This is a genomic window from Paenarthrobacter sp. UW852 (assembly GCF_024608385.1).
Classification (GTDB): domain Bacteria; phylum Actinomycetota; class Actinomycetes; order Actinomycetales; family Micrococcaceae; genus Arthrobacter.
In genome coordinates this window covers 58,164-71,273 of record NZ_JAMSGY010000006.1, presented here as the reverse complement: position 1 = coordinate 71,273, position 13,110 = coordinate 58,164, and the positions used below count along the sequence as shown (strand labels likewise).

General features: G+C 64.0%; 15 protein-coding genes. 6 read left to right on the top strand and 9 right to left on the bottom strand.

The annotated features are described in order from the left end of the window. Window positions 1–94 precede the first annotated feature (94 nt). From NEK97_RS11945 to NEK97_RS11935, 3 genes are all read left to right on the top strand, one after another. Window positions 95–1,060, top strand: a complete 966-nt coding sequence (locus tag NEK97_RS11945; RefSeq protein WP_235520143.1) for a carbohydrate ABC transporter permease — start codon at window positions 95–97, stop codon at window positions 1,058–1,060. Beyond that, on the top strand, window positions 1,057–2,022 hold the full coding sequence (locus NEK97_RS11940; RefSeq protein WP_257370138.1) for a carbohydrate ABC transporter permease: 966 nt from the start codon (window positions 1,057–1,059) through the stop codon (window positions 2,020–2,022). Before NEK97_RS11945 ends, NEK97_RS11940 begins: the two co-directional genes overlap by 4 nt. A 112-nt stretch (window positions 2,023–2,134) precedes the next feature. After that, a complete protein-coding gene (locus NEK97_RS11935) occupies window positions 2,135–3,199 on the top strand; it encodes a LacI family DNA-binding transcriptional regulator (RefSeq protein WP_257370137.1) in 1,065 nt (354 codons plus the stop codon). Here NEK97_RS11935 and NEK97_RS11930 read toward each other — a convergent pair. From NEK97_RS11930 to NEK97_RS11910, 5 genes are read right to left on the bottom strand one after another with little or no spacing between them, the layout of a single operon-like run. After that, window positions 3,196–4,080 carry a hypothetical protein gene (locus tag NEK97_RS11930; protein WP_235520140.1) on the bottom strand — a complete coding sequence of 295 codons (885 nt, stop codon included), beginning with the start codon at window positions 4,078–4,080 and terminating at the stop codon, window positions 3,196–3,198. The two genes, NEK97_RS11935 and NEK97_RS11930, sit on opposite strands and share 4 nt — an antisense overlap. Window positions 4,081–4,114: 34 nt before the next feature. Further along, entirely contained in the window at window positions 4,115–4,921 is an 807-nt protein-coding gene (locus NEK97_RS11925) for an exodeoxyribonuclease III (protein WP_235520139.1), read from the bottom strand. A 60-nt stretch (window positions 4,922–4,981) separates the two neighbouring features. Beyond that, a complete protein-coding gene (locus tag NEK97_RS11920) occupies window positions 4,982–5,548 on the bottom strand; it encodes an HdeD family acid-resistance protein (protein ID WP_257370136.1) in 567 nt (188 codons plus the stop codon). A gap of 27 nt (window positions 5,549–5,575) precedes the next feature. Beyond that, window positions 5,576–6,202 (bottom strand): response regulator transcription factor, encoded by a 627-nt coding sequence (locus tag NEK97_RS11915; protein ID WP_257370135.1) that lies wholly within the window; start codon window positions 6,200–6,202, stop codon window positions 5,576–5,578. Continuing rightward, window positions 6,199–7,407, bottom strand: coding sequence for a sensor histidine kinase (locus NEK97_RS11910; protein ID WP_257370134.1), 1,209 nt, complete (start codon window positions 7,405–7,407; stop codon window positions 6,199–6,201). Before NEK97_RS11910 ends, NEK97_RS11915 begins: the two co-directional genes overlap by 4 nt. Before the next feature lie 195 nt (window positions 7,408–7,602). Here NEK97_RS11910 and NEK97_RS11905 point away from each other — a divergent pair, with 195 nt between their 5' ends. Continuing rightward, window positions 7,603–8,178 carry a heme-binding protein gene (locus NEK97_RS11905; protein WP_257370133.1) on the top strand — a complete coding sequence of 192 codons (576 nt, stop codon included), beginning with the start codon at window positions 7,603–7,605 and terminating at the stop codon, window positions 8,176–8,178. 2 nt (window positions 8,179–8,180) lie between these two features. Further along, window positions 8,181–8,870 carry an ankyrin repeat domain-containing protein gene (locus tag NEK97_RS11900; RefSeq protein WP_257370132.1) on the top strand — a complete coding sequence of 230 codons (690 nt, stop codon included), beginning with the start codon at window positions 8,181–8,183 and terminating at the stop codon, window positions 8,868–8,870. Here NEK97_RS11900 and NEK97_RS11895 read toward each other — a convergent pair. The 3 genes from NEK97_RS11895 to NEK97_RS11885 are packed head-to-tail and all read right to left on the bottom strand — an operon-like array spanning window position 8,867 to window position 11,515. Next, on the bottom strand, window positions 8,867–10,081 hold the full coding sequence (locus NEK97_RS11895) for an acetyl-CoA acetyltransferase (RefSeq protein WP_257370131.1): 1,215 nt from the start codon (window positions 10,079–10,081) through the stop codon (window positions 8,867–8,869). The two genes, NEK97_RS11900 and NEK97_RS11895, sit on opposite strands and share 4 nt — an antisense overlap. Then, window positions 10,078–10,779 carry a CoA transferase subunit B gene (locus NEK97_RS11890; RefSeq protein ID WP_257370130.1) on the bottom strand — a complete coding sequence of 234 codons (702 nt, stop codon included), beginning with the start codon at window positions 10,777–10,779 and terminating at the stop codon, window positions 10,078–10,080. Before NEK97_RS11890 ends, NEK97_RS11895 begins: the two co-directional genes overlap by 4 nt. 19 nt (window positions 10,780–10,798) lie before the next feature. After that, complete coding sequence (locus NEK97_RS11885) at window positions 10,799–11,515, bottom strand: CoA transferase subunit A (RefSeq protein ID WP_257370129.1); 717 nt, start codon at window positions 11,513–11,515, stop codon at window positions 10,799–10,801. Between the two features lie 175 nt (window positions 11,516–11,690). Here NEK97_RS11885 and NEK97_RS11880 point away from each other — a divergent pair, with 175 nt between their 5' ends. Beyond that, the gene (locus NEK97_RS11880; protein ID WP_257370128.1) at window positions 11,691–12,458 is read left to right on the top strand and encodes an IclR family transcriptional regulator; all 768 of its coding nucleotides are present in this window, start codon (window positions 11,691–11,693) and stop codon (window positions 12,456–12,458) included. On the opposite strand, the gene NEK97_RS11875 is transcribed toward NEK97_RS11880, so the two are convergent. Continuing rightward, window positions 12,451–13,023 (bottom strand): GNAT family N-acetyltransferase, encoded by a 573-nt coding sequence (locus NEK97_RS11875; protein ID WP_257370127.1) that lies wholly within the window; start codon window positions 13,021–13,023, stop codon window positions 12,451–12,453. The genes NEK97_RS11880 and NEK97_RS11875 overlap by 8 nt on opposite strands. Window positions 13,024–13,110 lie beyond the last annotated feature (87 nt).

Genomic DNA, 13,110 nt, shown 5'->3' with positions numbered 1-13,110 from the left:
TACGAAAGCGCTGCCTCCCTGCCTGGTTTCGCCTGGTCGGGAGGCAGCGCTTTTCCCGGAACTCAGTGATTCACTCACGCCCCGGAGGTTGGGTATGGATTTTATCGGAGGAAAACTCCTTCAAGTAGTGATAGCGCTGGCGATCTTCGCGGCGATTATCGGCATCATCATGTTGGTGGTGGACAGGGCACCGAAATCGGTCAAGGACAAGGTCACCGTGGCCGGCTTCCTCGCACCGGCAGGTATTCTCATGCTCGTGGGACTCGTGTACCCCGCGGTTCGCACGTCAATGCTGGCCTTCACGGACGCCAGCGGCAACGGAAATGGTTTCGACAACTTTGTCTGGATGTTCACGCAGCCTGAGGCTTTGACCACGCTGCGGAACACCGTTATTTGGACCGTCCTGGTCCCCCTTTTGTCCACGAGCTTCGGCCTGGCCTACGCAGTCTTCATCGACAAGGCCCGCGGCGAGAAGGTCCTTAAGTCCTTGGTCTTCATGCCGATGGCCATCTCCTTCGTGGGCGCCGGCATCATCTGGAAGCTCGTCTATGACTACCGCGGCCCTGGCCTCGAACAGACCGGTGTCATCAACTTCCTCAGGGACGCCTTGGGGTTGGATCCAAAGCAGTTCCTCCTGGACGCCCCGGAAAACACGATCTTCCTGATCGTTGTGATGGTCTGGATCCAGACCGGCTTCGCCATGGTCATTCTCTCGGCTGCCATCAAGGGTGTTCCGGTGGAACTTATCGAGGCGGCCCGCCTTGACGGCGCCAATGCCTGGCAGCAGTTCCGCAACGTGACCGTGCCCGGCATCCGTGGAGCACTTGTGGTGGTCCTGACCACCATCACGATCGCCACCCTGAAGGTGTTCGACATTGTCCGGACCATGACGGCCGGCAACTACGACACCTCGGTTGTGGCCAACGAAATGTACACGCAGGCCTTCCGTGCCGGCGAACCGGGACGTGGTGCGGCATTGGCCCTGATCCTGTTCCTGATGGTGCTGCCGATCGTCGTGTACAACGCTCGAGTCCTTCGCAAGCAAAGGGAGATCCATTGACAGCCACGCCAGCCCCGAAAGAGGCCTCGAAGGCCGCAACCCGGCAGCGTCCTGGATCCGATCCCACGGAGGACGCCCAGCCGATGATGCGCCGGGTCAAGACCAAGCTCACCTCCAAGTGGGCAACAGCGGCGGCCATCATCATCGCCGTCGTATGGTCCGTACCGACGTTCGGCCTGTTCGTTACGTCGTTCCGTCCTGCTGCGAAGCAGGTTGGGCCCCGCTCCAACGGTTGGTGGAATGCCTTCGTTGACTGGGACTTCACGTTCAAGAACTACGCGGACGTCCTGACTCCCGCAGGCTCGCAGTCGGCCAACCTGTCCCAGTACTTCGTCAACTCGGTCGCGATCGTTATCCCGGTCACCATCTTTGTTCTGGTGCTCGCTTCGATGGCCGCCTACGTTTTCGCCTGGGGCAAGTTCAAGGGCCGCGACGCTCTTTTCATCTTCGTTTTCGCCCTGCAGATCATTCCGCTGCAGATGGCCCTGATCCCGCTGCTGCAGTTCTTCACGCAGACGCTCCACCTCCCTGCTGGTTCGTATGCGCAGCTGTGGATCGCCCACACCATGTTCGGGCTCCCGCTGGGTATCTTCCTCCTCCACAACTTCATCTCTGAGATTCCCGGTGAAGTGATCGAGGCTGCAAGGGTGGACGGCGCCGGGCACAGCACCATCTTCTGGCGGATCATCCTGCCGCTGTCCGTGCCGGCACTGGCATCGCTGGCGATCTTCCAGTTCCTGTGGGTTTGGAACGACCTGCTGGTGGCGTTGGTGTTCTCGGGTGGAACTGCGGACGTGGCTCCCATTACCCAGCGCCTGGCCGAAATTTCCGGTACCCGCGGTGCCCGGGATTACTTGAACCCGGCGGCGGCATTCGTCTCGATCATCATCCCGCTCCTGGTCTTCTTCGGCTTGCAGCGGTACTTCGTGCGAGGCCTTCTGTCCGGCGGTCTCAAGGGATAACCATTGCCGCCCCGGTTACGCAGCGCATTACGCCGTTGCGTAACCGGGTGCTGCAGACGGCAAGTCCCACATAAGGTAAATGCGGAGCAACGGCGGCCGGAGAGGGGAGCCTGTGTCACGAACAACGGGTAGATCCCAACGCGGCGGCCATACGGGCGTCAGCATCGAAGACGTCGCCATGGCGGCCGGCGTCTCTACAGCAACTGTTTCGCGGGCGGTCAGGGGCTTGCCGCGGGTGTCCCCGGCTACCCGCGAAAAGATCCTCGAGGTGGCCAGTTCGCTGGGCTACGTGGCGTCGTCGTCGGCTTCGGGGCTGGCCACGGGCCGCACCCGGACCATCGGCGTCCTGGCTCCATTCGTGAGCCGCTGGTTCTTCTCCAAGGCCATCGAGGGCGCAGACCGGGAACTGCATTCCCGCAAGTACAACTTGTCCCTGTTCAACCTCGGCGGCCACGGGAGCAACCGTGAGCGGCTGTTCAGCTCCACCATGGTTTACAAGCAAATCGATGCGCTCCTGGTGCTCTGCATGTCCTTGACCGAGGAAGAACTGGAACACCTCCACAAGATCGACATCCCGTTAGTAGTGGTGGGTGGTCACGTTGAGGATTGCGCGTACATCGGTATCAACGATTACGACGCCGCTTCCACCGCCGTGCGACACCTGCTGGACCTGGGGCACAAGGATATTGCCCTGCTCCATGGCGACGACGAAACGGACCTGAACTTCGACGTTCCCCGGGTGCGGATCCGCGCCTTCCAGGAGGTCATGACCGACGCCGGCCTGGAAGTCCGCCCGGAATGGGACCAATGGGGGGACTTCACTGTTGCCAGCGGTCAGCAGGCTTTCAACCGGTTGTGGAGCCAGCCCGGCCGTAAACCCACAGCCATCTTCTGCTCCTCGGATGAGATGGCCATGGGCGTGATCTTCGAAGCGGGCCGCCACGGTGTCAGGGTTCCCCAGGACCTGTCCGTCATTGGCATCGATGACCACGATTTCTCGTCGTCGCTGGGCCTGACCACCGTGGGCCAACGCCCTGACGACCAGGCCGAGCTTGCCACCAAGATGCTGCTGGACGAACTCGACGGCAACTTCGGGGCTGTTCATTCACAGGTCGCCCCGCACGAGTTGATCGTCCGGGAGACCACCGCCCCACCCAGCGGGGGAAGCCAAAGCTAGGAAGCGCGTGCCAGCTGCCTGATGGGAATCCACCGTGATGCCAGGCGCCGGTATGCGGCGGCAGCCCCCGTCATGTCGCCTTCGGCCAGGCATTCAATGCCCAGCCGGACATCCATGGGCGAGTCGTCCGGATAGACCTTGTCAGCCACCGCACCGTAATCGAGTTCCACCATGGACTGCGCATGGAACAGCTCCAGCCACTCTGTGAGCTGCGTGAGGTCGTCCAGCATGTCCAGGTCCGGGGCTGCCAACGCCAAATGGGCCACGGCAAAACGCGCCCTTTCCAATGCTTCGGTGAGGGGAGTCCATACCCGGACGGTCAGGATACGCCCGTCAGCTTCCACCACATCCTTGCGGTCCGACTCGGCAAAGAGCGAGAACCAACTGAACGGGATACCCCACGTGGACGCACGGGTGTGCACCCGCTTGGCGCCTTCACCGGCGTTGAGGCGGTCAATCCTGACCTGGTGTTTGTCCCTTTGCGATACCGGGATGAGCAGATCGGCCAGCGGACTGTGCACGCCGTCCATCAGGGCATTGGCCGCCAGACCGGCCCGAATCACCAGTTGGCTGGGGCAGTAAAGCAGCCGCCCGGCGTCGTCCCCGTCTTTATCAGGGGCGGCGTGCCGTCCCGCGGGCACGCGCGTCATCCGGACCAGGTCGGTGCGACCGGTCGGGAACGGATCCCCGCCGGGCCGCGTGATGCGGCCCAGCGAGGCCTGGAGCTCCGCATTTTCGACGGCGGCCCGGGAACCTGTCTTGCCGCCGGCCGCCGCGAGCTGTTGCTGCTGCTCGGGCGGGAACGCTTCGAGTGGCTCGTAAATGCGCAGCGACGAGGAGAAGGGTAGCCCTGCCTGGCCCCGGTACAGGTTTCCAGCCATGTCCAGCCATCCCCTTTCGTCGGTGTGAATGTGCCTAGTCTGCGAGCTCCACGATCACAGGTGCGTGATCCGAAGCGCCCTTGCCTTTGCGTTCTTCCCTGTCAATGGAAGCACCGGTGACCCGTGCGGCCAATGCTGGTGATGCGAGGCAGAAATCGATGCGCATGCCTTCCTTCTTGGGGAAGCGAAGCTGCGTGTAATCCCAGTATGTGTAGACGCCCGGGCCCGGGGTGTAGGGACGGACGACGTCGGTGAAGCCGGCTGCTTCGAACGCGTGGAACGCGGCGCGCTCGGGTTCGCTGACGTGCGTGAAGTTGTTGTCGCGGAAAAGCTGGATGTCCCAAACGTCCTCGTCGAACGGGGCGATGTTCCAGTCACCCATGAGGGCGATCTGGGCAGTCGGATCGGCCTTGACCCATTCGGCGGCGTGGCCTTGGAGGACGTCCAGCCACTTGATCTTGTAGGGCATGTGTTCGTCATCCAGCGAGCGTCCGTTGGGAACGTAGAGGCTCCAGATGCGGATACCGCCGCAGGTTGCCGCTATGGCGCGGGCTTCCTGGACGGGGTCCTTGCCGGCCTTGCCAAACGCCGGCTGGTCCAGGAAGGTGCGCTCCACGTCCTCCAGGCCTACGCGGGAGGCGATGGCCACACCGTTCCACTGGTTCACGCCGAAGTGCGCGACCTCGTAGCCCATGCGTTCAAAGAGCTCCCAGGGGAAGTTCTCGTCCTTGCATTTGGTCTCCTGGATTGCCAGGACATCGCAGTCGCTGCGCTCAAGCCAGGCTTCTACCCGGTCGGCGCGGGCACGGAGGGAGTTCACATTCCAGGTAGCTATCTTCACAGCAACTAACTTACCGAACTTGGCGCTGAGCGCATCCCCCTACCGCTTTTTACCGCCGGATCAGTGGCCGTACAGCGGTTGCGTGTGGGCGAGTTTGCGGAGCCCGATGCCGGAAGCGATCAGCAGCAACCCGGTCACGATGGCGAATGCCGCCAGCATGGCTACCAGGCCCAGCAAACCGAGCCCAGGATTGGCCAGGACAACGATGCCGAACACTGTGGTGAGCAAGCCGATCAGCAACCAGATTCCCCAGCTCCGCACGAAGGTCCGCGCTGCAAGGGCCAGGACGATCTGGGAAATGCCCAGCACCAAAGCCCACAAACCGATGAGCACACCGATGGCCGCAGCCGTCAGCCCGGGCCAGGCGATTGCCACGATCCCGGCGGCGATGGAAATGAAACCGCCAGCCACGGACCAGCGCGACCGGCCTGCGGGGTCGTAGAAGTAATGGGCCACACTGGTGATGCCGTCAATGATCGCGAAGAATCCGAACATGACCACCACCACGAAGGTAGTGGCACTTGGCAGTACCAGGATCAGCAAGCCAAAAACGATTGCGAGGGCTCCCCGGACCAGCAAAGCAGTTCCCGGGGTCTTGAACATTCTGCGATCCGCTGTGTCCGACATAGGGTCAGCGTAACCAACCACCGCGGGTTACCGCATCCCCTCGCGCCGGATGGCCGTGGCGATGGCCGCCGCACGGGTTTCGACGCCCAGTTTTGCGTAGATGTGCGCGAGGTGGGTTTTCACTGTTGCTTCGGAGATGAAGAGGCGTTTGCCCAGGTCACGGTTGCTGAGTCCCTGGGTCAACAGGCTGAGCAGTTCCGCTTCGCGCGGGGTGAGGATTTCGTCCGGATGACGCAGTTGTTGGAACAGCCGAGAGGCGACGGGAGCTGACATGACGCTCTTTCCCTGCACAGCCCCGCGGACGGCGGCGAAGATCTCCTCGGGTGCCGCATCCTTCAGCAAATACCCCATCGCTCCGGCATCGACGGCGCGGACAATGTCGGCGTCGGAATCGTAGGTGGTGAACACGATGATCGCCTGGTGCGGGGTGCGTTGGCGCAGTTGCTTGATTGCCTCGATGCCATCCATCCCGGCACCCATGGCCAAATCCATGAGGACCACCGCGGGTTGGTGCTGTTGGGCGGCTTCCAGCGCTTCTTCGCCTGATGCCGCTTCACCGACGACGGCGATATCGGCTTGGGTGCCCAGCAGCGCCTTGAGCCCGCTCCGGACAACTGTGTGGTCATCCACGAGCAGCACGGAAATGGTGCTCATCGGCGCTCCTTCGTCTCGGTGCCTGCAGCCGGCAGGGGCAGTTGCGCGGCGATGATGGTGCCCTCGCCGGGGGTGCTCTCCACGGACAATTCTCCGCCCAACTGCTCCACGCGTTGCCTCATGGCCCGCAAGCCGTAACCTCCTGTTGGCGACGGCGGAGGTACCGCTTCGGGATCGAAGCCGCGGCCGTCGTCGAACACGTCCAAGGTGACGGCGTCCGGGAGGTAGCCGAGGGTGACGCTGGCGTGCTCGGCCCCGGCATGCAGGTTGATGTTGGCCGCGGCACTTTGGGTAACCCGGAGCAGGGCGTGACGTACCTCGTTCGGTAGCGGCCGTGGCTCGCCGGTGACCTGGACCCGGATAGTGTCCACGTATTGGCGTGCTGCCTGTTCGAGGGCTTCGGGAAGGGGCCCGGATTCGAGGCCGGGGACCGAGAGTTCATGGACCAGGCTGCGGGTGTCGGCAAGGTTCCGCCGTAACAGGCCGGCCGCATGGCGCACATCGTCCTGGGCGGCTTCGGCTGGCCATGATCGCTGGGCCGCTTCCAGGAGCAGCAGGCTGCTGGCGAGCCCTTGGGTGACGGTGTCGTGGATTTCGCGGGAAACACGCTGGCGTTCCGTGGCGATCCCGGCTTCCCGTTCACGTGCGGCGAGTTGCTCCTGGGCTTGTGAGACGTCGTCGAAAAGCTTCTTTTGGAGGGCGGCGTCGCGCTCGATCTTGTCGTAGATGAGGGTCAAAAGCACCCCCGCGGCAAGCGGGCCGAGCAGCATTGCGACGTCCGTCCAGTCGCTCATGCGGAAGAGCCCGACGGCGGTGGCCGCCGCCGTCGCGCCGCCGGCCACGTATCCTGCCCAGCCGCGGAAAGCCGTGCGGGCCAGGAAGAAAATCGCGAAGGAGCACCACGCGAAGCTTGGGGCGACAATAACCAACACAGCCCAGGCAGCCAGCAGCGCGATCATCCATGGCCTGTTGCGGTGGCCCGGCAGGCGGGGCCCGGCCAGGAACGCTGTGACTGCGTAAAGCACGCACACTGCGGCCGCCAGGGCCACCGTCCACAGGTTGTCCGCGGGGGAGTGGCGCATGACGTATCGGACCCCGGACGCCACCATGAGCACGGCAAAGCCAAGGTGGACCACGGCATCGATGCGGCCATCGATCCGGCCGATCCGGCCGCCTGGTGCGGGCTGTGGAGGGGCAGTTGGCATGGTCGGTTCCGGTTCCCGTTTCCCTTGAAGGCGTTCTTTCCATGCTAGGTGCCCGCAGGGGTGTTGGTCTCTCCACCTTTTGGCTGATAAGGCCCGCGGAAAGTATGAGTCCGGGGACTGCTTCGGGCCGATGCGGTGCCCGGGCCCGCCCCGGGAGCATTGAGGTGTACCGACGTTGACTACAAGGAGATTGCCGTGAAGAAGTCCAACAAGATGATTGCCGTTGCCGCTGCTGGAGCGTTGTTGCTCACCGGTGGCGCCACGGCTGTGGCCAACGCCGTGGCGCCGGCCGCCGCCCCCGCCGCCGTCGAGGCCAAAGCCCCGGCTGACGTCCAGCCCGCACCGGAGAACGTGGTTGCCCAGAACCGCATCACAGTGGGTGCCTCGAGCAAGGCCGTCAACGCTGCGCTCGCCAAGTGCCAGACGGACAAGCTGCCGTTCGTGACTGTCGCACTGGTGGACCGTTTCGGCACGGTCCAGGCCATCCTCCGCGGTGACAACGCCGCCGAGCACACCATCGAGGCCGCCAAGCAGAAGGCCTACACGGCTGCCGCGTTCGGCGCTCCCACCAGCGAGCTAGCCAAGCGCGTCAACGGCAACGGCCCCTCGATCGCCGACCTCCCGGGCACCCTCTTCCTGTCCGGCGGCGTACCGCTGAAGGTGAACGGTGTCTCGGTGGCGGGAATCGGCGTCGGCGGTGCCCCTGACGGTGCCCTCGACGAAGCCTGCGCTACCGCTGGTGCGGATGCCCTGGCCGAGGCAGCGAAGTAGCGATGAAAAAGCGGATGGCGGGGGTTGGGTTGCTGATGGTCGGGCTGCTGGCGGGATGTACGACGGCGGGAACGTCGCCTTCCAGCCCAGCCTCACCTGGCGCGTCGCAGACAGCCCCCGCTTCCGCGTCGCCGTCGAGCGCCAGCCCTGTCCCGTCGTCGTTTGCTGCCCAGGCAACGCCGCCCAAACTGTCCCCGGAGGCCCAGATGGAAACCGACCGACTCCTCATCCTCGCCGCGAAAGCCAACGATCCTGCGCGGGTCCGGGAGCTCATCGCGGCGGGCGGCAACGTCAACGCCAAGGACGGTATCCAAGACTCCGCGTTCCTCTACGCAGGAGCCGAGGGTTTCAACGAGGTTCTCCAGCTCACCTTGGCCGCCGGGGCGGACGTGCGCAGCATCAACCGGTACGGCGGCACGGCCCTGATTCCGGCCAGCGAACACGGGCACACGGAAACCGTTCGGATCCTGATCGCCGCCGGCGTGCCCGTGGACCACGTCAACAACCTGGGATGGACAGCCATGCAGGAAGCCATCCTGCTCAACAACGGCGGCCCCAACCAGCAGGACGTGGTGCGGCAGCTGCTCGAGGCCGGAGCGAACCCGGACATCCCCGACCCCCAAGGCCGAACCGCCCTGCAGAACGCAGAGCGGCTCGGATTCACGGAGATCGCGGCGTTGATCCGGGGTTAGAGTGCTTCCAGCACGCTCACGTAGTTCGCGATGCCCACGCCGCCCATGTTCTGCACGGCTCCCCGCCGGGCGTTGGGAAGCTGCATGTCGCCAGCGGTACCCGTGAGCTGCATGGCGGCGATGACGTGCTGGGACACGCCGGTGGCGCCTACGGGGTGGCCCTTCGCCTTCAGGCCACCGGAAACGTTGATGGGAAGTTTGCCGTCCTTATATACCCACCCCTCCTGGATGGCGCGGGAACCTTCGCCGCGCGGGGCCAGGCCCATGGCTTCGTACATGATGAGCTCGGCGATGGTGAAGCAGTCGTGCACCTCGGCGAAGTCCAGGCCGTCAATTCCGACGCCGGCCATGGTGAACGCGCGCTCCCAGGACGCCCTGGTGGCGGCGAACTCCGTGGGATCGCGTTTCTCGGCCGGGAAGAAATCGTTCGCGTGGCCGAAACCCGCCAGGCGCACGGGTGCGGTTGCGCCTCCGGTTGCCTGGGTGGACAGTACGACGGCCGCGGCGCCGTCGGAGACCGGCGAACAGTCGGTGCGGCGCAAGGGCTCTGCCACCATGGGGTTCTTGTCAGAAATGGTCCGGCAGAACTCCTCGCCGAAGTCCCGGTGCATCTGGGCGTAGGGGTTGTCCATGCCGTTGCGGTGGTTCTTGGCGGCGATTGAACCAAGGACATCGCCGAGGCCGTTCTCGAAGCCGGGGCCGTTTAGCCCGGCGCCGTAACGTTTTTCGTAGTGCTTGGCGACTTCAGCGAAGAGACCCGTGAAACCGGTGGATGATGCCTTGCCGGCCATCTCGTAGGAAGCGCCGAGCAGGGCGGCTCCCACGACGTCGGCTCCGGCGTCGGTCATCTTTTCGGCGCCGATCACCAGGACGTTGCGGGCAGTTCCGGCGAGCACGGCCTTGACTCCCTGCTGGAATGCGGCAGAGCCGGAAGCGCAGGCGTTCTCAGTACGGGTCGCGGGGACGTTGGCGAGGTCCGGGGAGAGTTGGAGTGCCAGGGACGATGTGAATCCCAGCGGCTGCATGCCCGAGTTGAACTGGCCCAGGTAGATTTCGTCGATGTCCTTGGGGTCCAAGCCGGAGTTCCGGATGGCTTCGCCTGCCACGTGGACGATCAGCGATTCCAGGGTGTCATCCGTCAGCTTGCCGAACTTGCTGTGGCCCCACCCTGTGAGCAGGATGTCCTTACCGAACTGGTCTTGCAGGCTCATGCGTTGGCTCCTTCGAGGGTGTTTTCCTGCGCGTCTTCGTCCAGCGCCACCGTGAACCCGGCGTCGGTCTTGCTGCGGATGTCTTCCACGGTGACGCCTGGGGCGAGGCGGGTCAACACAAGGCGGGTGCCGCCGTCGTGCGTTGCTGTTTCGGGGGCTATATCGAATACGGCGAGGTCAGTGATGATCCTGTCCACGCAGTTAAGACCCGTGAGCGGGAGGGTGCAGTTGGTGACGATCTTGGCCGAGCCGTCCTTGGCGTTGTGTTCGGTAAGGACCACGACGCGCGGGGTCCCGGCAACCAGGTCCATCGCACCGCCCATGCCCTTGACCATCTTGCCGGGGATGGTCCAGTTGGCGAGGTCGCCGCCGCCGGACACCTGCATGGCACCCAGGATGGCCACCTTCACGTGGCCGCCGCGGATCATGCCGAACGAGGTGGCGGAGTCGAAAATGCTGCCGCCCGGGGTGATGGTCACCGTTTGCTTCCCGGCGTTGATGAGGTCCGCGTCTTCCTCGCCCTCGTACGGGAACGGGCCCATTCCGAGGAGGCCGTTCTCGCTCTGGAGGATCACCCTCACGCCGTCGGGCAGGTTGTTGGCTACCAATGTGGGGATGCCGATGCCGAGGTTGACGTAGTCGCCGTCGTTCAATTCTTCGGCCGCAATCGCGGCCATTTGGTCCCGTGTCCATGCCATGGTGATGTGCTCCTTTGCTTCAGACCGTCAGGGGTTCGGGCCGCTGCCGGACCGTGCGCTGTTCGATGTCCTTGACCCTGTTGCTTGCCTGGACAAGCCGCTGGACGTAGACGCCAGGGGTGATGATGTGGTTGGGGTCGAGCTGCCCCGGCTGGACGATCACCTCCGCTTCGGCGATGGTCACCGCACCCGCGGTGGCAACCACAGGGTTGAAGTTCCGGGCTGTATAGCGGTAGATCAGGTTGCCGTCGGTATCGGCGGTGTGGGCATGGACCAGCGCGACGTCGGCGGTGATGGCGCGCTCGCGGACGTACGTGACGCCGTCGAACTCTTCCAACGGTTTGCCTTCGGCAACCAAGGTGCCCACGCCGGTCCGCGTGTAGAAGGCCGGAATCCCCGCGCCGCCAGCGCGAAGACGCTCCGCAAGTGTGCCCTGCGGGGTGAACTCAACCTCCAGCTCTCCGGCCAAGTACTGCTCGGCGAAGAGCTTGTTCTCGCCAACATAGGATGCGATGACTTTCCGGACCTGCCCGGCCTCGATCAGCACCCCGAGGCCCTTGCCGTCCACGCCCATGTTGTTCGAGACGATGGTGAGGTCCTTGGCTCCCGACCCGCGGACGGCGTCGATCAGGTCTGCAGGAATGCCGCTCAGGCCAAAACCTCCGACGGCGATGGTCAGGCCATCCGCCATGAGGTCATGGAGCGCTTCGGTTGCGCTCGCGTGGATCTTGGACACGGGGAACTCCTCTTTGAGTTTGGTTGGCTTCCACTTTGTGGACATTGCTTTCTTGTTTAGGAGCCTAAGGTTTGGTCACCGCCGGGGTCAAGAAGTCGGAGTGTCAACCACCCATGGTGTGGACGATAGACTGGATGCTGTCCATAATGTGGATGAAATCTCTTTGGAGGGCACCGTGGTAATTCAGGGAGCGCAGGTAGTGGGCCGGGTGGCGGCACTGCTGCGGTTGGTGGGTCGCAAGCCTGAAGGCACGTCCTTGGCCGGGCTGGTCCGCGAATCAGGGCTGACCCGGCCAACTGTTCACCGGCTGCTGACGTCGCTGGCCGCCGAGGGCTTCCTGGAACATGATTCGTCCTCAGGAAAGTGGGTGCTCGGGCCCGAGATCTTCCTGCTCGGCTCTGTTGCAGCTGCCCGTTTCCCCATGGAGGACATCGCCCGCCCATCCCTTCGCAGGCTGGCTACCGAGACCGGAGAGAGCGCGTTCTTCTCGATCCGGCGCGGCAACGAAACTGTCTGTGTGCTGCGGGAGGAAGGCTCGTTCCCGGTACGGTCGTTCGTGCTCCATGAAGGTGTGCGGTTTCCCTTGGGCGTCGCCTCCGCGGGAACGGCGATCCTGGCCTTCCTGCCCGCCGAAGAACAGGAAGCGCTGCTGGCGGAATGGACAGTGCACGCGGGCGACTTCGCTGCCGGACACCCCGCTGATGTGGTGCGGAAGAACCTGGAACAAACAAGGCTGGCCGGGTATTCAGTAAATCCCGGCTTGATCCTCGAAGGCAGTTGGGGGATGGGTGCTGCAGTCTTCGACCCGCAGGGCCGGCCGGCCTGGGCGTTATCCCTGACCGGAATCGAACCCCGCTTCCGATCTGAACGCCAGGAATACCTCGGGAAGCTGCTGCTTGAGGAAGCGCACCGGATGACCGCACGGTTGCAAGGAACTAGCTGAGCTCCAGCCGCATCAATACCCTGGGGAAGCCGTTGAGTACGGACGTGGTTTCTGCGACCTTCTTGAAGCCGGCCTTCTCGAACAATCTCCTTGTGCCCACGTAGGCCATGGTCAGGTCCACTTTTCCGCCCTTGTTGTCCACCGGGTAGCCCTCCAACACAGGGGCACCGTGGGCCTTCGCGAAGTCGATAGCCCCACGCAAGAGTTCGTGCGAGATGCCCTTTCCCCGATGCCCTGGCCGCACCCGGATGCACCACACGGACCACACATCGGTCTTGTCCACATGCGGGATCTTCCGGTTCGTCGCGAAACTGGTGTCCGCGCGCGGGTGGACGGCCGCCCACCCAACTACCTCGTCGCCGTCGTACGCCAGAACCCCGGGCGGAGGATCCTCGGCGACCAGCTTCTCAACGTACGCGCCGCGCTCTTCGCGTTGGAGGCTCAGGTTCAGCTTGGATGGGATGCGGTAACTCAGGCACCAGCACACATTGGAGCCGGGGTTCTTGGGTCCCACCATGGTCCTGACGTCATCGAACACCGTGGCGGGGCGAACTTCGATAGCCATCCGCCCATCCTGCCATCGGGATTGGCTGCTCCGCCAGAGAAACTGTCTGTTGTATGGCCGGGAGAAGACTCGCTATCAGGCCGCTGA

What these genes read in the sequence shown, in the direction of transcription:
- NEK97_RS11910 (WP_257370134.1), bottom strand. Translation starts at nt 7,407, where the DNA reads ATGCCAACTGCCCCTCCACAGCCCGCACCAGGCGGCCGGATCGGCCGG.
- NEK97_RS11930 (WP_235520140.1), bottom strand. Translation starts at nt 4,080, where the DNA reads ATGGCTGGAAACCTGTACCGGGGCCAGGCAGGGCTACCCTTCTCCTCG.
- NEK97_RS11920 (WP_257370136.1), bottom strand. Translation starts at nt 5,548, where the DNA reads ATGTCGGACACAGCGGATCGCAGAATGTTCAAGACCCCGGGAACTGCT.
- NEK97_RS11900 (WP_257370132.1), top strand. Translation starts at nt 8,181, where the DNA reads ATGAAAAAGCGGATGGCGGGGGTTGGGTTGCTGATGGTCGGGCTGCTG.
- NEK97_RS11895 (WP_257370131.1), bottom strand. Translation starts at nt 10,081, where the DNA reads ATGAGCCTGCAAGACCAGTTCGGTAAGGACATCCTGCTCACAGGGTGG.
- NEK97_RS11915 (WP_257370135.1), bottom strand. Translation starts at nt 6,202, where the DNA reads ATGAGCACCATTTCCGTGCTGCTCGTGGATGACCACACAGTTGTCCGG.
- NEK97_RS11875 (WP_257370127.1), bottom strand. Translation starts at nt 13,023, where the DNA reads ATGGCTATCGAAGTTCGCCCCGCCACGGTGTTCGATGACGTCAGGACC.
- NEK97_RS11945 (WP_235520143.1), top strand. Translation starts at nt 95, where the DNA reads ATGGATTTTATCGGAGGAAAACTCCTTCAAGTAGTGATAGCGCTGGCG.
- NEK97_RS11890 (WP_257370130.1), bottom strand. Translation starts at nt 10,779, where the DNA reads ATGGCATGGACACGGGACCAAATGGCCGCGATTGCGGCCGAAGAATTG.